Source organism: Arthrobacter terricola (assembly GCF_004354015.1).
GTDB classification, from domain to species: Bacteria; Actinomycetota; Actinomycetes; order Actinomycetales; family Micrococcaceae; genus Arthrobacter; species Arthrobacter terricola.
Window position 1 is genome coordinate 55,471 of the sequence record NZ_SMRU01000010.1, and the last position, 18,399, is coordinate 73,869.

An 18,399-nucleotide genomic window follows, 5' to 3' on the forward strand; every position below is an offset into this window, starting at 1 on the left:
GCTAGCGCTTAGCGGTTAGCGGTTAGTCCGCGTAGGGGTCGGCGATGCCGACGTACTGGGTGGTGAGGTATTCCTCGATGCCCTCGAAGCCGCCTTCACGTCCCAGGCCGGACTGCTTCACGCCACCGAACGGGGCTGCCGCATTAGAGATAACACCCGCGTTGAGGCCCAGCATGCCGGTCTCGATCCGTTCGCTGACGCGCAGGCCGCGGTTCAGGTCCTTCGTGTAGACGTAGGCAACCAGGCCGTACTCGGTGTTGTTGGCCAGCTGGATGGCTTCGTCTTCGCTCTTGAAGGTCACGATCGGAGCCACCGGCCCGAAGATCTCTTCTTTGAGGATGCGGGCGTCCGCCGAGACGTTCTTCAGGACCGTGGGCTGGTAGAAGTAGCCCGGGCCGTCCACCGGGGCGCCGCCGGTGACGGCGACGGCGCCGTTGGCAACGGCGTCGGAGACGAGGGCATGCACGCCGTTGCGGGCCTTGCCGTCGATCAGCGGACCCACCGTAGAGTCCGCCTCCGTGCCGCGGGCCGGGTTCAGTGCAGCGATCTTCGCGGCGAACTTCTCCGCGAAGGAATCCGCGATGGAGTCGTGCACGATGAAGCGGTTCGCCGCCGTGCAGGCCTCGCCCATGTTGCGCATCTTGGCCGCGACAGCGCCTTCGACGGCCTTGTCCAGGTCGGCGTCTTCGAAGACCACGAACGGGGCGTTGCCGCCGAGTTCCATGGAGCTGCGCAGTACCTTGTCCGCGGCTTCACGCATGAGGGCCTGGCCCACAGGGGTGGAACCGGTGAAGGAAATCTTCCGCAGGCGGTCGTCCTTGATGAGCGGCCCGGTGACAGCACCCGCGGTGGAGGTCTGGATGACGTTCAGGACACCAGCGGGCAGGCCGGCTTCCTGCATGACCTGGGCGAACAGCAGGCTGGTCAGCGGCGTCAGGTTGGCCGGCTTAAGCACCATGGTGCAGCCCGCGGCAACAGCGGGAGCGATCTTGCGGGTAGCCATGGCCAGCGGGAAGTTCCACGGAGTGATCAGCAAGCACGGACCAACGGGCTTCTTCTGCACGAGAATGCGGTTCTTGCCGTCCGGAGCGGCGGAGTAACGGCCGGAGACGCGCACGGCTTCCTCGGAGAACCAGCGAAGGAATTCGGCACCGTAGGCAACCTCACCGCGGGCTTCAGCCAACGGCTTGCCCATTTCCAGGGTCATGAGCAGCGCGAAGTCTTCGGCGCGGGCCGTGACGAGCTCGAACGCCCGGCGCAGGATCTCGCCGCGTTCGCGGGGAGCGGTACGGGCCCAGGACGCCTGGGCAGCGGCGGCGGCGTCGAGGGCCGCGGCACCGTCTTCCGTTCCGGCATCGGAAATGCTCACGAGCACCTTGCCCGTGGCGGGATCCTCGACGTCGAACGTCTTCCCGGACGCGGCAGGCAACCACTGGCCGTTGATGAGCAGACCCGTGGGAACGGAGGCGAGAAGTTCGCTTTCGCGATCGGCGGTAACAGTCACAGTGACTCCTTCGTCAGTCAGTGCTCTTTGGAGGGATGCACCAACCCTTGTTGGGTGGAATTACTGCCACGGTACTGCTCGCCGCGAAGCAGTGTCTACGCCTTCGCGCACTGCCGGGGCCTTGCCGGATTGTGCACTTGCACAGCCGCGCACACGGCGTCCGGGATCGGTCCTCAGCGGGCGGCGAGGACCGCGGAATACAACTCGCGCTTGCTGACGCGGGCGTCATCAGCCACTGCCGCAACAGCTTCCTTGAGCCTGACGCCTTGCGCCACAAGCGCGTTGACCGCGGCCACGTGGTCCTCCGGAGCGCCCGGCGCCTGTTCGGGTGCACCAGCCACAACTACGGCAATTTCACCGCGTACCTCGTTGTTCTCCGCCCATTCCAGCAGTTCACGGACGCTTCCCCGCAGGACTTCTTCGTAGGTCTTGGTCAGTTCGCGGCACACGGCGATCCGGCGATCCGGACCGAACCGCTCGTGCAGTGCCCGCAGCATCGGTTCAAGCCGGTGCGGCGCTTCGAAGAACACCATCGTTCTGCGCTCCCCGGCAAGGTCCGCGAGGCGGGAACTGCGTTCACCGGCTTTGCGTGGAAGGAAACCCTCGAAGCAAAAGCGGTCGGTGGGCAGCCCGGACAACGCGAGCGCGGTCAGGACAGCCGACGGGCCCGGAAACGCCGTCACTGAGAGCCCGGCCGCCACCGCTCCCTCCACGAGGCGGAAGCCGGGGTCCGAGACTGCCGGCATACCGGCGTCGCTTACCATGATAATGGTCTTGCCCGCCCGGACCTGCTCGAGGAGTTCCTCGGTCTTGGCGGCCTCGTTGTGTTCGTGGTAGCTGATGACACGGCCTCCCACGGTGATGCCGAGGGAGTGGACCAAGCGATGCAGGCGCCGGGTGTCCTCGGCCGCAACGATGTCGGCTGTCTGGAGCAACTCGATGAGCCTGCCGGACGCATCGCCCACATTCCCGATGGGCGTGGCGGCGAGGACAATCCGTCCAGTCCCATCGCCCGTCGCCGGAAGCACGGGTGCTTCGGTGGAATCGTCCCGGGAGCTCAGCTGATCAGTCACCCGTCCAGCCTAGTCCCCCGCGCCGGTGGCGGGTTTCCTGTTTCAGGGAGCCACCGGTTCAGGGAGCTGCCCGTTCAGGGACCTGCCGGGGGCAAAAGGTAGCATGGGCCGAGTGACCGATACCTCCGTGCGCCCCGTTCCCCACACCAGGTCCACAGGGGCCTCGCTGAAACGGCCTTGGATAGTACGGCCCCAGGATGCCTTCACGGCCGAGGCCCTGCGCACGCGGCTCATCGGTAGCATCCAAAGCTGGCGTGACTATCCGCCCACCTTACGGCTCTGGTTCTGGTTGATCCCGACCATCACCACCGTCATCGGCGGAATCCTGCGGTTTGTGCGCCTCGGCGACCCCCACAGCCTCGTCTTCGATGAAACCTATTACGTCAAAGACGCCTACTCGTACCTGGTCAGCGGCTACGAGAGGGCCTGGCCGGACAAAGCCAACGACGCCTTCAACGCCGGCAATCCGAACGTCCTGCTCAACTCCCCCGAATACGTGGTCCACCCTCCGGTGGGAAAGTGGATGATCGCGTTCGGCATGTGGCTCTTCGGTTCGGACAATTCGTTCGGCTGGCGTTTTTCGGCCGCGCTCACTGGAACCCTCTCCATCTTCATGCTCGCGCTGATTGCCCTGAAGCTCTTCCGGTCCCACATCCTGGGAGCCCTCTCGGGACTCCTGCTCGCCATCGACGGCCACCACTTGGTGATGTCGCGCACCTCGTTGCTGGACATCTTCCTGATGTTCTGGCTGCTCGCCGCGTTCGGTGCACTCTTGATGGATCGCGACGACGGCCGGCGCCGGCTGGCTGCCCGGCTCGCCGCGTTGGCGCGAGCCTCGAAAGACGGCCGCCCCACGCCATTCCAACTCGCCTCAGGCCCGCGGCTCGGCTTCCGCTGGTGGCGCTTGGCGGCCGGCGTGTGCCTCGGCTTGGCCGTAGGCACCAAATGGTCGGCGTTGTTCTTCGTCGCCGTGTTCGGCCTGATGACCGTTTTCTGGGACATGAGCGCCCGACGCATCGCGGGCATCCGGAGCTGGCCCAGCTCGGCGATCATCAAGGACGGAATACCGGCGTTCTTCACCATGATCCCGGTGGCCGCCGCCGTGTACTTGTCCACCTGGACCGGCTGGTTCCTCTCCAAGGACGCCTATTACCGGACGTGGGCTGACAGCAACCCTTCCGCAACCTGGGGCTGGATTCCCGGTCCGCTGCGGTCGCTCGCTTACTACCACCTGCAGGCGTACAACTTCCACCAGAGCCTCAGCGCGCCGCACCCGTACCAATCGAGTCCGTGGACCTGGCTGGTAATGGGCCGGCCGACGTCGTTCTACTACGAGTCCCCCCAACCAGGAACTCCTGGCTGCACGGTGCCGAACTGCACCTCGGCGATCTTGTCGGTAGGCAATCCCGTGATTTGGTGGGGGGCCACCATCGCGCTCTTCGTGGTCCTCTTCTGGTGGGCGGGACGGCGGGACTGGCGTGCCGGAGCGATCCTCTCAGGGATGGCCGCGGGCTACCTCCCATGGTTCATGTATCCGGAACGCACAATGTTCTACTTCTACGCGATTTCCTTCGAACCGTTCATGGTCCTGGGCCTCGCCTACGGACTGGGCCTGGTGCTCGGCCGGAGCGACGATCCGCCGTGGCGGCGCCGCTCCGGCCTGTACCTGGTGGGCCTGGTAGTAGTCGTGGCTGTGCTCTTGTCCGCGTTCTTCTATCCGATATGGACGGCGGAGACCATCAGCTACCAGGACTGGCGCATGCGTATGTGGATGCCTTCCTGGATCTGACGGGCTACTTCTCGAGCGGTTCCGCTTCCAGTTCGGCTTCCTCGTCAGTGGATTCGCCTTCGGCCGTCTTCGCGGCAGCGTTCTTCTTGGGTGACAGTCCCCGGCGGCGACGCGTTGGCCACGTGAAGATCAGCGTCAGCAAGGACGTGAGGAAGACCAGGACGCCGATCGCGAGGCCCGCGTCCATCCAGAACTGACCGGGGAACAAGCGGATCAAGGTGTCGTCCAAGGCAAAGGTCCACGTGCCGTTGGCGAAGAAAATCTCGTGGAAGTCGGTGAAGAACTGCTGCCAGCCGAGCATCGCGAGCGTGCCCAGTCCCAGGATCAGCACCAGCGTAATGATCGATCCCGCAAACAAGCCCCGGCGGATTCCACCCTTGCTCCGCTTGCGCAGGTAAAGCATCGCGATGATTCCGATGATCGCCAGGAGGGTGCCCGCACCAAACGCGGACAACATCACGGTCTTGACGTCGGCCATGTGGGCAACTTCGCCGTCCTTGAACAGCTTCTCGCCGTTCTGGTTGACGAGGCCGCCTAGGTAGCGCGGTCCCGCCCAGTTGCTGAGGTAGTCCACGGCATAGGAACCGTAAGTCATCCGGTCGTCGGCGTTGAAGCCATAACCGTCGCCCGGGAATCCGGGACGGTAGTACTCCACCCACAGGAAGAGCGGGCTGGTGACGGCGCGGATGGCAAGCACCAGGAGGACTACCGGGTAGAAGATGGCAAGGATGACTTGAAAGACACGGGGGGCCACCGGCTTGGCGTTGGCTGCCTGTTCGCGCTCGTGGTTCCGCCGTTCAACTTCCGATTCCGGCGGGCGGACCTGGAGGGCCGACGTCGGCAAGGGCTCCGCGAAGAGGGCGGGTTCGGCCCCGGCTTCGGCTGCTTCCGCGGCCTTGCGGTCGGCGCGGGTCTCCGGCTGCCCGGGCTCCGCGGCGCTGGAAACCGGACGGGAGACGGTCGGCCCGCCGCCTGTCCGGGCAGCGGGGCCTGAAACTACCGGTACGGCCGTTTCTCCCGCGGACTTGGGGGAAGGTTTCATCCATTCGAAGGCGGGCTCATCGCCGTCGTCATTGAAATCCGCGTCCGGCTCTTTGGGAATCGGGCTCTTCTCGGTCACTTCAGCTTCACTTCCGTAGGATTCACATGCCAGGCAAGAACGGTATGCCGGCAATCTTCTCTGCCACCGAGCCTACAGTCAGCCCTTCCGCGGAACGAGCATCCAGCCCGGTGAAAGCCGGATTGCAACCAGACCGTGCCCTTAGGCAGCGATCTCACGGTATCCGGCGTCGTTGCTGTCCAGGTCTCCCGTGGCTCCGGCACGGTACGCCCGCCCGCCCAGTACCAGGGCGTAAGTCCAATATGCCGCCAGGACGATCGAGCCGATGAGGATCTTGGCCCACACGGGAAGGGGGCTGGGCGTAATAAAGGCTTCGACCAGGCCGGAGACGAACAGGACAAGCACCAGGCCCAACGCCACCGTGATCAAAGAGCGTCCCTCGTCCGCCACGGCCTGGGTCCGTCGGCGGGGTCCCGGTGAAACCCACGCCCAGAAAATCCGAAGGCCTGCGGCCGACGCAATGAACACAGCCGTCAATTCCATGAGGCCATGCGGGAGGATGTAGCTGAAAAACACGTCTGCCTTGCCGGAGGCGGCAAACACGCCGGCCGCAATTCCCACGCCCTGCGCATTCGAGAACAGCATGTATGGCACCCAAAAACCAGTGATGCCCAACGCCACGGACTGCGCACCGATCCACGCATTGTTCGTCCAGACAGCACCGGCGAAGGACGCCGCGGGGTTCTCCGAGTAGTAGTCAACGAACTCGCTGTCCACGTACCGTTTCACGGCGCTGCTGCTTCCGAGGGCACGCAGCGCATCCGGCGACGTTCCGATCCAGAGGGCATAGGCCGTAGCCACCAGGAGGAAGAAAACGCCGCAGCACACGGTCAGCCAACGCAATCTGTAGAACGCGGCCGGTAGGGACACCACGAAGAAGCGGGCGAGGTCTTCCATGAAGTTCGAGCGCGCTCCCGTGAACCGGGTGCGCGCCTGGGCGAGCGCCGCGGACAGCGAAGAGGACAAGGCGCTCTCCGGATCCACCGATCGGATCAGCGACAAGTGGGACGACGCCGTCTGGTACAGGCGCAAGAGTTCATCCGCTTCGCCGCCGTCGAGGCGTCGTTTGTGCGCGAGATCGTGCAAACGCGCCCACTTGGGGCTGTTCACGACCGTGAAGGCATCGATGTCCACGGCACTACCCTAGCCCCGCTACACTCGATCCAGCGGGATCCGTCCGGCCCCGCTCACGTCGAAGGTGTTCGTGGGGGCGGCTTGAGTTCGATTATTACCGGTGAGGCCGTGGTCCTTGAGCTGCGGCCCGCCTCGTTCGGGGCGCGGGCCCTGGGGCTCATGCTCGATGTCCTGGTGCATGTTGTGCTGTTGTTCGGCCTGTTGTTGCTCCTCAGCGCAGTGGCGCCCGATCTCGACGACGCCGCTGTCCGGGCCTGGAGCTTGTTCCTCGTGGTGCTGTGCCTGGTACTGGTTCCGGTGGCGGTTGAGACGCTCACCCGGGGACGTTCGCTCGGCAAGCTGGCTGTGGGGCTCAGGATCGTGCGCGACGACGGCGGAGCCATCCGTTTCCGCCACGCTCTGATCCGCGGCCTCATCGGATTCGTGGAGATTTACGCGACGTTCGGTGGACTCGCCATCGCCGTGGCTTTGTTCAACGGCAAGGCGAAGCGGCTCGGAGACGTTGTGGCGGGCTGCTATTCGCTCAGGCAGCGCGTTCCCACAGAGCGCAAGGTCCTTCCTTACACTCCGCCGCACCTTCAAGGCTGGGTTGCCCTCGCGGACATCGGCCGGGTTCCGGACGGCACCGCACGGCGGGCGTCCCAATTCACCCAGCAGGCGTACCGGATGGCACCGGAATCACGCATCCGCATGGCCGCTTCGCTTGCGAGCGAGTTGGCGTCGTACGTCGCCCCGCCACCGCCGCCCGGAACAACGCCGGAAGACTATTTGCAGGCAGTCTTGTGCGAAAGGCGCAACCGCGACCTCGACAGGCTGCGACGCGCTGAACAGCGGAGCGCCGCCGTCGGAGAACGGCTCAACAAGCTTCCGTTCACCGGCTAGGCGAGTTTCAGCGCTTGGCATAGTCGGCCCAAGCGATGTTCCAATCGCCGAAGCCTTCCAACGGTTCCACCACGGGAGCGCCGGTATTGAGCACCTGAACGAGGTCGCCGGTTTCCATCGTGTTGAAGAACCAGGCAGCGTCCGCAGGGAGAAGGCCGACACAGCCATGCGAAACGTTGAACGAGCCAACGGCCCCGTAAGCGGACGGAAGCGCCTGGTGCACGTAGACGCCCGAGTTGGTGAGCCGGTTCGCGTGTTCCACGACGAGCGGCTCGTAGTATCCTTTGTCGCCGGGTTTGAGGCCGATGCTTCCGGCATTGAACTGCGAGTAGCGTTCCTGTTCCATGATGACGGCATAGCCGGTGGGCGAAAGCCAGTCCGCGCTCCCAAGGGTCACCGGGGCAGTCTTGGCGAGGGCGCCGTCGATATACACGCTCATTGTCTTGGTGTGGTCGTCCACCACTGCAACCCGCTGCGGGCCGGTGGTGAACGAGGCCTTGATGGTCGCGTTTCCGATCATGCCGTTCTCCACCGTGATCGCGGTCCCGGAGGCCCAGAACTTCTCCGGCCGGATGCGTACCTTCTGGTCCGAGTACCACCGCCACGCCACGTCCTGGCCCGACGAAACGCTGATTATAAAGGCCCGTTCCATGGCGGCTTTGTCCGCCACCGGTTCGCTGAAGGTAATCTCGATCGGCTGGCCCGAACCCATTGATGAACCATTGCGGGGAAAGATGACGGCAGTTGCCTCGTAGGCGCCGTCCACCGGCGTAATACCGGGTTCAACGACCTTCACGACGGCGGAGGCGAGCCCTGCTTCGGTCCGTTGCGGCGTCCCCGCTTCCGATTCGACGACGATGCGAAGCCAGCTTGGCGCACTGCTGACGCCGATACCTCCCGCTGCTACTCCGGCACAGATTCCGATGATTCCAAGAATCTTCCCGATCCTGCGTTTTCCCTGCAACGGCATAGCGCGTCCACATCCCCCAGTAGATTGCCGACCCCCAAGACCGACCGGTCAAGTCTAGCCGGTGCGTGTCCCAGGGGCGCGGCGTTCAGGTTCAGTTGGCGTACTGGGTTTGGCGTACTGGGTTTAATTGGCGTATTGGGCCCAGGGAATGTTCCAGTCGCCGAAGCCGTCATCGAAGTTGGCGTAGTCGCCCTGGGTATTGACCACTTGGACGACGTCTCCCGCGCCCATGTTGTCGTAGACCCATTTCGCCCCGTCCGGCCCCAGGCCGATACACCCGTGGGACAGGTTGGTGACCCCGATGAACGGCAAGGCGGAGTCGGTCGCCTGGTGGATGAACTCACCGCTCGGAGTCAACCGCGTGGCGTAGTTGACGTCGAGCTGCCCGTAGTAGGCGGGGTCGCCCGGCTTGAGGCCGATGGTGGACGCATCCATGTGTTCCACCCGGTACTTTTCCATCAGCACGAGGTACCCGCGGGCCGAGGGGAAGCGGGTGTCGCCCATCGTGTCCGGCCACGTCCCCACCTGCTGGTCATTGATGCTGACGGTGAAGGTGTGCGCCACCGCGTCGGCCACGGCCACCTTCTTGTCGCCGATCTTGAACGAGTTCGTCTTGTTGAAGTTTCCGATCTGGCCATGGCCGAAGTCCACGCCGAACAGGTTGAGTTGCACGGTGACTGTGCTGTTGGCTGCCCAGAAGTTCTCGGGCCGGTAGCGCACCATGGTGTCGCTGAACCAGTGGAACGCTCCGACCTGCCCGGAAGTGGAGGACACCTTGATGGCTGCTTCGACGGCGGCTTTGTTGACCACGGGTTCGCTGAAGGTGATCTGCAGCGGTTGGGCGACGCCCACCTTGGTACCGTCCAAGGGGTACATCGCGGCATCTGCCTCGTTCTGGGTCGACACCGTGCTGAAGGACTGGGTCTTGGATGTCGCCCGGCCCGCAGCGTCCTGGGACGTGTAGCTGAACGTGTACGAGGTGTTGAACTCAAGGGGTGTGGAGGCGGTCCACGTGAGCCCGTCCGGACTCAATGCACCGTCAATGGCCTTCCCGTTCGTGCTGGTAAGTGAGACCCTTTCCAGCGAGCCGTCCGTGACCGTGATCGTCGCCGGGGCTGCGGGGTTTACCTGCTTTGCCCCGCTCGCGGGCGACGTCACCACCGAGACCGGCTTCACGACGGGCATGACAGCACCCGCTGCGCTTCGTTCCCCGGAGGAACCTTCGGATTCGATCGCAGCGCTGGCCGCATGCGGGGCCATTGCGGCGAAGGTGCCGCTCAGCGCAGCGACGACGCACACCACCACAATCCAGGCTGCCGTCCGGAACTTGTTCCGCTTCGGCGCCGGAGCGGCCGTTTCGCTGCCGTCGACGGATTCGAAGCCCCCGTCCAACTGACCGCCGCTGTCCAGATTTTCCCCGCCGTCCAGCGGCTCACCGCCACGATGTTGACCCATTTTTGCTTTCTCCAGAAACTCACGCCCCACAGCCGCATCCTAAGGGGCGTGGCTTGGCATTGGCTGGGAGCACGCCGGCGCGCTCCCAGCCGGCATTCTAGTACCGGTAGTGTTCCGGCTTGTAGGGACCCGCTACGTCAAGGTCCAGGTACTCGGCCTGCTCCTTGCTGAGCTCGGTCAGCTCCACGCCCAAGGCGTCCAGGTGCAGGCGCGCAACCTTTTCGTCGAGGATCTTCGGCAGCACGTACACCTGGTTCGAGTATTCGCGCTCGCCCTCAGGCTGGTCCTTCTTCGTCCACAGCTCGATCTGGGCGATCGTCTGGTTCGCGAAGGAGTTGCTCATGACAAACGACGGGTGCCCGGTCGCGTTGCCCAGGTTCAGCAGCCGGCCTTCGGACAGCACGATGATCGAGTGTTCGCCCCGGCCATCTGCCGCGCTGAATACCCATTCGTGGACCTGCGGCTTGATCTCGACCTTGCGGGTTCCCGGGACCTTTGCGAGCCCCGCCATGTCGATTTCGTTGTCGAAGTGGCCAATGTTGCCGACGATGGCCTTGTCCTTCATGCGGACCATGTCGGAGGCCATGATGACGTCCTTGTTGCCCGTGGTCGTGATGAAGATGTCACCCTGCTCCAGTACGGATTCGAGCTTGGCCACCTGGTAGCCGTCCATCGCGGCCTGGAGCGCGCAAATGGGGTCGATCTCGGTCACGATCACGCGGGATCCCTGGCCGCGCAGCGCTTCCGCGGCGCCCTTGCCGACGTCGCCATAACCGCAAACGACGGCGACCTTGCCGCCCATGAGGACGTCGGTGGCCCGGTTGATGCCGTCCGGCAGGGAGTGGCGGATGCCGTACTTGTTGTCGAACTTGCTCTTGGTCACGGAGTCATTGACGTTGATCGCCGGGAAAAGGAGCGTGCCCTGTTCCGCGAGCTGGTAGAGCCGGTGGACGCCCGTGGTGGTTTCCTCGCTCACGCCGCGGATCCCGGCTGCGATGCGGGTCCACTTCTTCGGGTCGGCCGCAAGGCTCTTGCGAAGGACGTCGAGGATGAGGGCGTATTCCTCCGGGTCCTGGTCCGTGGCGTGCGGCACCGCGCCCGCGGCTTCGAATTCGACGCCCTTGTGGACCAGCAACGTGGCGTCGCCGCCGTCGTCGAGGATCATGTTCGGGCCCAGTTCGGGGTCGGCGTCCGCGCCGGGCCACGTCAGGATCTGCTCGGCCGTCCACCAGTATTCCTCAAGGGTCTCGCCCTTCCACGCGAATACCGGGACGCCCTGGGGGTCCTCGACGGTTCCCTTGCCCACGACGACGGCCGCTGCGGCTTCGTCCTGAGTGGAGAAAATGTTGCACGACGCCCAGCGGACCTCGGCGCCAAGGGCGGTCAGCGTTTCGATGAGCACCGCCGTCTGCACAGTCATGTGGAGGGAACCGGCGATCCGCGCCCCTTTGAGCGGCTGGCTCGGGCCAAACTCGGCACGCAGGGACATGAGGCCCGGCATTTCGTGCTCCGCCAGGCGGATCTGGTGGCGCCCGGCTTCGGCCAGGGAGATATCGGCAACCTTGTAGTCGAAAGTCATGGAAGTCCTTAGAAGTACCGGTTAAAAATCGTCAGATGGGCTCAGTCGGGCTGCGCGGCGGACTGAGCGGCCGCTAGCAATTCCGGGGGAAGAAGCAAAGGGATCCCGTCCTGGATCGCATAGCGGACCTTCTCGCCCGAGTCGGCTGCCGCCGTCGAAACAAGTTCCTCGCCGTCCTGCTCCAGCGCGGAACCGGTGACCGGGCAACGAAGGATGGACAACAATTCAGGACTGACCTTGGGCATGGTTGAAGCTCCCTGGATGGCGCCACCCGCGGCGCCGCTTGGACTGATTTGCAGCTTCCAGAGTACAGCCCGCAAGGATAACGGACGTTGTCACGAAGGCAGTATTGCGCCAGGCCTCAGGAAGGGTCCCGCAGGATCCGCAAGTGCCGCCTTCCGCCTTCGACGACGGCGGGCCCGTCGAAGGGGGTGCGCACCGTCCGCTGCTGCGGCTCCGGAGCGGCTTGGGCGGAAGCAGCCTCCCGCACAGCGTTCGCCAAGGCGAGGAGGTCGTCCGGGCCGGGCTCAGGGCGGGTGGACGGCATGGCGAGCCGCATGACCTCCCAGCCCCGCGGAACGGTAAGGGACTCTGCGTGCTGCGCGCACAGGTCGTAGGAATGCGGCTCGGCGTACGTGGCCAGCGGGCCCAGCACGGCGGTCGATTCGGCGTAGACGTACGTCAAAGTAGCTACCGCGGACTGGCGGCAGGCTGATCTGGAACACTGACGAATGGCACCCACAACATCCCAGATTAGCGGCACTTTGCCGTGGGGCCGTGTATTGCCTCCCGATGCGCATTATGTCGCGTTGCTCGAAACACGGGTCTAGAGTCGATATATGCAGTCAGAGCACGACATTCCGGGCTTCACAGTCCATCTGTCCGAATCCGCGGACAGCGGGGAAACCACCACGGCTGGCCCTTCCGAGCGCGGCTTCAGGCAACGCCGGAGGAACCGCCACGGCCGCGGACTGCGCGGCGAAATCCTGCTTCCGAATCTGCCCGGTTACCGGACGCGCTCGGAGCGATTTGACGACCTCGTCCTGGATTCGGCGGAACGCCTGCAGGATATGTGGGGCAAGCGGCTCGACGGCGTCTCCTTCGCCGTCGACGAAATCCCCCCGAACCTCGAACAATTGGTCGCCCAAGGTGCCCCTGCTCCGCTTGGCGCGTATACGCCGGCCGCCCACGGCGCGGGGCCCGTCATCACCGTCTATCGGCGGGTCGTCGAGCACACCACCGTCGGGCGCGAAGAACTCCAAGAACTGGTCCACGACGTCGTGGTCGAATACACGGCCGAGATGCTCGGCGTGCCGCCGGAGACCCTCGATCCCGTCTACCGCCGTCGTTACCAGTAAGTCCGCCGGTCAGTAACCCAGGGTGACCTGGACCTTTTCCTGCCCTGCGGCGCCGTCCTGGATGGCGAGTACGGAAATCCCCGGCTGGTCGCTTTGGCCGAGCACGAGCGCGCCGTAGGCCGCATCGCCCGAGGCCGAGACGATGAATCCCGAGACAGCCGCGCCGTCAGACTTGTCCGGGACCTCGATCACCGATGTGGTTCCCCCGGCAATATCGACTGTTTCGGTCTTGTGGACTTTGCCGTCGGAAGTAACCGGCGTGTAGCTGACGGTCGCCCGCCCCTCCGGCACGCCGAAACTCAAGAACCGGGTGCCGTCCTGCGGAACTGCAACGACATGCTGGCTGCCCAAGCGGACCGCAGCGGGAGACAACGCGAAGTCCACCGGCGAGTCCGCCTTGAGCCCGCGCGTGACCCGGGTCGACGCAGCGAAGGGGACATCCGACGTCGCGCTCACTGTGTACATGCCGGCGGGAACGCCGGTCAGCGGCACCTGGGTAACGGATCCTGCCTTCGCGGTCACCGCTCCCCCGCCCGGCAGCGCGCGCTGGCCGTTCGGCCCGAACAAGCGCACGTCAACTACCGCGTCGACGGAGCCCGGAACGGCGATCTGCAAGGTTGGGACGACGTCGGCGAAGCCCGGCTTGTCCGCGAGGGACTTCACGACACCGGGGTCCTGGATGTCGACGCCCGTCATGACTTGTGAATCCGCGGCTGTAGCGCCGGGCGTAATGATGTCCACGCCGCCGGCAGTCAGTCCGCGCAGGATGCTCTGCTGGATGCTCGCGGCAACCGGGCCGCCACTGCTGCGCAAATGCACAGCGAGCTGGCCTTCGTTGGGGGCCAGGCCGGCCAGGTTGATGGAGCGGGTGCTCCCAGGCGAGACCAACAAGCCACGGCTGTCGGACGCCTGGACCTGGCCGCGGGCGCCGTACAGGTCGAGGTTGACCGTGGCAGGCGTTCCCGAAGGATTGCTGATGTTCAACACCGCTGTGCGTCCAAGGGCCGTGCTCGCGCCGACAAGCCACGCGTCGTTTCCGGGCTGCTGGCAAGGGGCGGCCGCGAGGCCGCGGAGATCGCCGTCGTTCGCCGAATAGCTCATCAAACCGGCCACTGCGGCTTTTTGGCCGCCGACCGGATCGGCGTCAACCACAGTGACGTCCCCCATCGGCCTCTGGGCGACAACCCCGGCTTTGAGGACGGGAGGTCCGGGTGCTGGAGCCGGCGCAGACGCCGGAGCCTTGGCGATCTCGGCCAACGGCGAACCGTTCAGCGCCGCGAGCCCGCTCCGAGGTACAGAACCGGAGGCATCGCTCAAGACCAGGGCGTCGAGGAACGTCTTGGCCGAACGCGAAACAGGGCTGAACTGGTTGTCTGTGCCCTCCGCGCTACCGTCGGCGAGGCGGGGCGCCCCGGGGCACACGGCGGTCGCCTGGCCGGCCGGAACGTTGGCGAAAGAGGGGTCGACCGATTTGCTGCCCGCGGGTGCCGGAACGATGGACGCAGCCGAGACCATGCCCGCACCGGCCGCGAGAAGAACCGCGGCAGACAGCACGCCGACCACCACGGCATTCTTTTTAGTGCGGTTCTTCTTAGACACTGCTGTATTCCTTACGGAGGGAGTTTTGTTCCTTCAGGACGCCCGCCTTCGGCCTCCGAGCGGGCATCGGGATAGCCAGCAACACAGTCAGTCCAATAACGACCACCTGCAGGACGCCGAGCCACGGCTCCCACGGGGTGATGTAGCGGACTTCGACCTTGCCGCCGGTGGTCGGCAAGCTGAACGCCTGGGCCCATCCCGACGTCGTCGGGCTTAGCTGGCGGCCATCCAGCCACGCGCTCCAGCCGGCGTCCGCCCGCTCAGCGAGCACAAGCTGCCGGCCGTCGTCGCCCGCGGGAATTGTGGCTTCAACTGAGCTTCCGTCCGACGGCAGGAGCGCAACAACTGAGCCTTTGGCGTCCACGACGCTCGCCCGGTGCGCTGTTTCCGCGTCGGCATTGGCTGCCGGGTTGAGCGGTGTCACGCGCCACAACCATCCGGAGTCAGTCTTTCCGACGGCCACCAGTCCGGGAACCGAGTCGATCCTGCTTGCGGTCAGCGGAGCAACGGTGTCGTCAGCCTTGAGGACCACGAATCCGGCGCCGAGCTTTTCGAGGCCCGGACGCGGGTCCACGCCGATTCCCGCGACGATCGTGGCCACGGCGTTCCTGATTGACGCTGTCGCGTCGTCGTCGGCAACGAGTTTTTCCTGTCCCGGCGCACCGACGATTGAGTTGGCGGAGGCAATGGTGGAAAGCGAGTCCAAAGTGGTGCCGGAGCCCCGCATGAGCGAGGAGGTGTAGCCGCCGTCGTCATCTTCCGTGATGACCAGCGTGCGGGTCTGTTCCGGCCCGAGGCCGTGGTCGACGGCGGTGGCGGGAAGCGTGTTCTGGGCCGCCGGCTGGACCAGGCGTGCAGCGCCGAGGGCTCCCGCGGAGGACGTTCCGGTACTTCCGACCACGTTCTGGGTTGCCCACACGCCCATGCTTGCCAACGGACCGGCGACCAGGAGGAGCGTAGCCACGGCTGAGGTAGTCCGCTGTGCGGCATGGCCGGCCAAACGGCCGTTCCCCGGCTTCGCACCCACTTGGAAAAGGTTGTCCGCGCCGATCAGCGCGGCTCCGAGGATCGCGAAGCCTGCAGCCGAGACGGCCGGACCCGTGAACGTCGAAACAAGCTGGTTGCCATTGGCGCTGCTTGCCACATGTCCAGCGAGCCAGGCCCAGGCGAGGAAAACGAGGGCGGCCGCCCAGAGGAGCCGTGCGATGTTCGAGCGGCGTCCCGGAACGAACAGGCCGGCCACCGCGAGCAGGAGCACAGGCCCGCCGACCAACACCGCGAGGAGCAGCGCCCACGGCACACCGGAGGGACCGAAGATCGACAACCCGGCCAGGCCGCCATTGATATCAAACTTCAACGGCTGGCCGAGGAACTGCTGCCACAGCGGAGCGGCATCAAACTGCAGCGGCAATCCCGGATCCGCCAGCAGCGCGCGGGGCCGCTCGAGGACGGACAACACATACGGTGCGAACAGTGCGGCGCTCGGAAGCAGGGCCCACCACATGGTCTTTCCGCGCCGTCCGAGGAAGACACCGCACAGGACAATGAGGACAGCCGAGGGAAGCAGCAAGGACGGCGCTGAAGCGGTCACAACGGCCAGCGCGAGCCCGGCCGCCGCTGCAGCCGTCCAGGACGGCGTGCCGTTGGTCCCCGGTTTGCCGGGAGCCTTCCGGACCGCCACCGGGGCGGATGCCTTCGGCGACGCCGACGACGTGTCCCGGCCGGGTGCCGATCCCGTGGCCCGCATGAGCGCCAGGAAAAGAAAGGGCATGGCGACGTGGGCAACAAGCGCTCCTGCCCTCCCCTGGTTGACGGCAACTTGCAGGGCGGGGGCGGCGGCCCACACCAGCGCGGCGATGAAGCGGTACCGGCGCAGCGTGGTCATGGAGCCAGCCGCAAACCAGGCGCCAAGACCGGCCAATGGCATGGCGAGCAGCAGCAGCCACACAACGGACGTGTTGGAGTCGCCCCCGCCCAGGATTGCCACCAGCCATAGTACGTAGCCGAAGGGGTCGCCATGTCCGGGCAGGCCGGCGCCCAGGCCAATCCACCAACTCGACGCCGAACGCCAAATGTCGCTGGCAGCATCCAATGGCAAGAGCCCGCCACCAACGACGCCGCCCGCACCCCAGAGGCCCAGCAATCCGACGGCGGATGCAATAAAGGCAATAATTCCGGCAGCCACCGCGCCAGCGCCGATCCATCCTCGCTCATTGGTGGCGAGGTCGGCGAAATCGTCGGCGGAATCGCCGCTCGGCTCCAACGACTGCGAGTCGGGGGCCTCAGGAAAATCGTCTCCGCCAATCGCTTCGACGAGCGAGCGGCGGTGGGCCCACACCTCGCGGCGTGACGTCTGGAGGCCCCTGATGACAGAACGGCGAACGCGGCGCGTTCGGCGGGCGTTCCGCCTGGAACGCCAAAGCGCGCGGGGCCGGAACAAAGCGGCCAGCGTTGCGCCGAGTTGGGAGAACCCGTAGCCGGGTTCCTTGACCAGGACGCTCGCCACGAACCTCAGCAAGCTGCCGAGGAGTGCACCGATCCAGTGGATCGGTACCTTCCACGGCGCAGTATGGGTGAGCCTCAAATGGACTTGGCTCTTGCGGGCCGCGGAGGGCGTCGCGAGCCCGTTCGGGCGGTGCTCCACATGGAACATGCGCGCAGCGGGAACCAGCACCACCCTGTTGCCTGCGAGCCAGTTTCGCCAGCAGAAGTCGACGTCGTCGCCCACGCCGGGGAACGCCGGGTCAAAGCCCCGCAGTTCCTCCCAGGCGTCCCGGCGGATCAGCATGCCCGCCGAGTTCACGGCGAAAGTATCGGTTCGTCCGTCGTACTGGCCCTGGTCGAGCTCATCTGCCTCGATGAGCGTCAGGCGCTCGGCCCAGCGGCTCGTGGACAGACCGGCGTCGATCAGCCGGCGCTCGGCGTCCCATGCCAGCTGTTTGCAACCGGCCACGGTGACTGAGGGGGCACGTTCGACGGCCTGGAGGAGTTCGGCCAGCGCGTCACGCGCCGGGGCAGCGTCGTCGTGAAGGAGCCAGATCCACTCGACCGGGCTGGATTCACCGGGGGCGCCGGGTTCAGCAGCGGTACCGGGTCCACCAACGGCAGCGGGTAACCCGGCCATGACGGCCGCGCCGAACCCGCCCTTCGCCTCGCCGATGTTGGTGGCATTGGCCTCGCCGAAGGCCCTCTGCAACAGTGCCAGGGAGCTATCCCGTGAGCCCGTATCAATGCCAATGGCGGCATCTACCGGACGCGTCTGGTCCAGAAGAGCCGCCAATGTTCTGGGGAGATAGTTACCGCCGTCGTGGGAGACGACGACGGCGGTAACGTGTACTGCTTTGAGAATCAGACTGCTCGCTTCCTCAACCTACGGCGCTCACGCTCGGAGAGCCCGCCCCAGATACCAAAACGTTCGTCGTTGGCGAGTGCGTATTCAAGGCACTGCGAACGGACGTTGCAGGCCCCGCACACTTTCTTGGCATCCCGCGTCGAGCCTCCCTTTTCGGGGAAGAAGGCCTCGGGATCCGTCTGGGCGCACAAAGCGTCCGTCTGCCAGCCAAGTTCACCCTCGTCGTCGAACTCTCCCTGGCCGGGGAGTCCGATCCACACCGGCTGCGCCGGGTTGTCGAGCGGACTGAGCAGTTCCAAGGGCGGATCGTCGAGATCGTCCTCCGGATCTGCCGCGGCCTCGCCTACAAGTACCTCATGGGCGGCGAGGAAGGCTGTTGCCTGGTCTTCGAGTGCTTCACGGGTTGTCTCGATGTAGCGGTCCGCCGCTTCCGGATCTGCCGGGTCGACGTACCAGTCCCCCGGAACTTCCCGCGAACGGTATTTAACCGCCGCGTAGTCTGCGACGACTGCATCTTCCTGGATACGCAACGCATGCCCCATGGCGCCCCTCCTGATGTTGCAGCTGCTGCCGTGCTCATTCGG

At 65.5% G+C, this 18,399-nt stretch carries 15 protein-coding genes; 3 read left to right on the forward strand and 12 right to left on the reverse strand.

The features are described 5' to 3' along the window. Positions 1 to 22: 22 nt before the first annotated feature. Positions 23 to 1,504 (reverse strand): NAD-dependent succinate-semialdehyde dehydrogenase, encoded by a 1,482-nt coding sequence (locus tag E1809_RS09995; protein WP_133204084.1) that lies wholly within the window; start codon positions 1,502 to 1,504, stop codon positions 23 to 25. Between the two features lie 173 nt (positions 1,505 to 1,677). Continuing rightward, the gene (gene rsmI / locus E1809_RS10000; protein WP_133204178.1) at positions 1,678 to 2,532 is read right to left on the reverse strand and encodes a 16S rRNA (cytidine(1402)-2'-O)-methyltransferase; all 855 of its coding nucleotides are present in this window, start codon (positions 2,530 to 2,532) and stop codon (positions 1,678 to 1,680) included. A gap of 148 nt (positions 2,533 to 2,680) precedes the next feature. Between rsmI and E1809_RS10005 the strand changes: the two genes are divergently transcribed. Continuing rightward, a complete protein-coding gene (locus tag E1809_RS10005) occupies positions 2,681 to 4,366 on the forward strand; it encodes a dolichyl-phosphate-mannose--protein mannosyltransferase (RefSeq protein ID WP_133204085.1) in 1,686 nt (561 codons plus the stop codon). Between the two features lie 4 nt (positions 4,367 to 4,370). Here E1809_RS10005 and E1809_RS10010 read toward each other — a convergent pair whose 3' ends face one another. Next, entirely contained in the window at positions 4,371 to 5,486 is a 1,116-nt protein-coding gene (locus tag E1809_RS10010) for a TIGR01906 family membrane protein (protein WP_235835537.1), read from the reverse strand. A gap of 141 nt (positions 5,487 to 5,627) precedes the next feature. Beyond that, positions 5,628 to 6,620 carry a stage II sporulation protein M gene (locus tag E1809_RS10015; RefSeq protein WP_205754153.1) on the reverse strand — a complete coding sequence of 331 codons (993 nt, stop codon included), beginning with the start codon at positions 6,618 to 6,620 and terminating at the stop codon, positions 5,628 to 5,630. Positions 6,621 to 6,701: 81 nt separating this feature from the next. On the opposite strand from E1809_RS10015, the gene E1809_RS10020 reads away from it, so the two are divergent. Further along, complete coding sequence (locus E1809_RS10020; protein ID WP_133204086.1) at positions 6,702 to 7,502, forward strand: RDD family protein; 801 nt, start codon at positions 6,702 to 6,704, stop codon at positions 7,500 to 7,502. A 7-nt stretch (positions 7,503 to 7,509) separates the two neighbouring features. On the opposite strand, the gene E1809_RS10025 is transcribed toward E1809_RS10020, so the two are convergent. The 5 genes from E1809_RS10025 to E1809_RS10045 form a co-directional block, all read right to left on the reverse strand. Beyond that, positions 7,510 to 8,472 carry a L,D-transpeptidase gene (locus tag E1809_RS10025; RefSeq protein ID WP_133204087.1) on the reverse strand — a complete coding sequence of 321 codons (963 nt, stop codon included), beginning with the start codon at positions 8,470 to 8,472 and terminating at the stop codon, positions 7,510 to 7,512. Between the two features lie 123 nt (positions 8,473 to 8,595). After that, a complete protein-coding gene (locus E1809_RS10030) occupies positions 8,596 to 9,927 on the reverse strand; it encodes a L,D-transpeptidase (RefSeq protein ID WP_133204088.1) in 1,332 nt (443 codons plus the stop codon). A gap of 97 nt (positions 9,928 to 10,024) precedes the next feature. After that, positions 10,025 to 11,506: an adenosylhomocysteinase gene (ahcY, locus tag E1809_RS10035; protein WP_133204089.1), complete on the reverse strand. Its 1,482-nt coding sequence runs from the start codon at positions 11,504 to 11,506 to the stop codon at positions 10,025 to 10,027. A gap of 41 nt (positions 11,507 to 11,547) precedes the next feature. After that, positions 11,548 to 11,751: a Trm112 family protein gene (locus E1809_RS10040; RefSeq protein ID WP_133204090.1), complete on the reverse strand. Its 204-nt coding sequence runs from the start codon at positions 11,749 to 11,751 to the stop codon at positions 11,548 to 11,550. Between the two features lie 116 nt (positions 11,752 to 11,867). Beyond that, positions 11,868 to 12,248 carry a DUF3499 domain-containing protein gene (locus E1809_RS10045; protein ID WP_205754154.1) on the reverse strand — a complete coding sequence of 127 codons (381 nt, stop codon included), beginning with the start codon at positions 12,246 to 12,248 and terminating at the stop codon, positions 11,868 to 11,870. 97 nt (positions 12,249 to 12,345) lie between these two features. Here E1809_RS10045 and E1809_RS10050 point away from each other — a divergent pair, with 97 nt between their 5' ends. After that, positions 12,346 to 12,864, forward strand: a complete 519-nt coding sequence (locus E1809_RS10050; protein ID WP_133204092.1) for a metallopeptidase family protein — start codon at positions 12,346 to 12,348, stop codon at positions 12,862 to 12,864. A gap of 9 nt (positions 12,865 to 12,873) precedes the next feature. On the opposite strand, the gene E1809_RS10055 is transcribed toward E1809_RS10050, so the two are convergent. The 3 genes from E1809_RS10055 to E1809_RS27390 are packed head-to-tail and all read right to left on the reverse strand — an operon-like array spanning position 12,874 to position 18,357. Beyond that, positions 12,874 to 14,463, reverse strand: coding sequence for a DUF5719 family protein (locus tag E1809_RS10055; protein ID WP_133204093.1), 1,590 nt, complete (start codon positions 14,461 to 14,463; stop codon positions 12,874 to 12,876). Next, positions 14,456 to 17,812, reverse strand: a complete 3,357-nt coding sequence (locus tag E1809_RS10060; protein ID WP_133204094.1) for a glycosyltransferase family 2 protein — start codon at positions 17,810 to 17,812, stop codon at positions 14,456 to 14,458. Before E1809_RS10060 ends, E1809_RS10055 begins: the two co-directional genes overlap by 8 nt. Continuing rightward, complete coding sequence (locus E1809_RS27390) at positions 17,812 to 18,357, reverse strand: WhiB family transcriptional regulator (RefSeq protein WP_133204095.1); 546 nt, start codon at positions 18,355 to 18,357, stop codon at positions 17,812 to 17,814. The genes E1809_RS10060 and E1809_RS27390 overlap by 1 nt, the downstream gene beginning before the upstream one ends. Positions 18,358 to 18,399 lie beyond the last annotated feature (42 nt).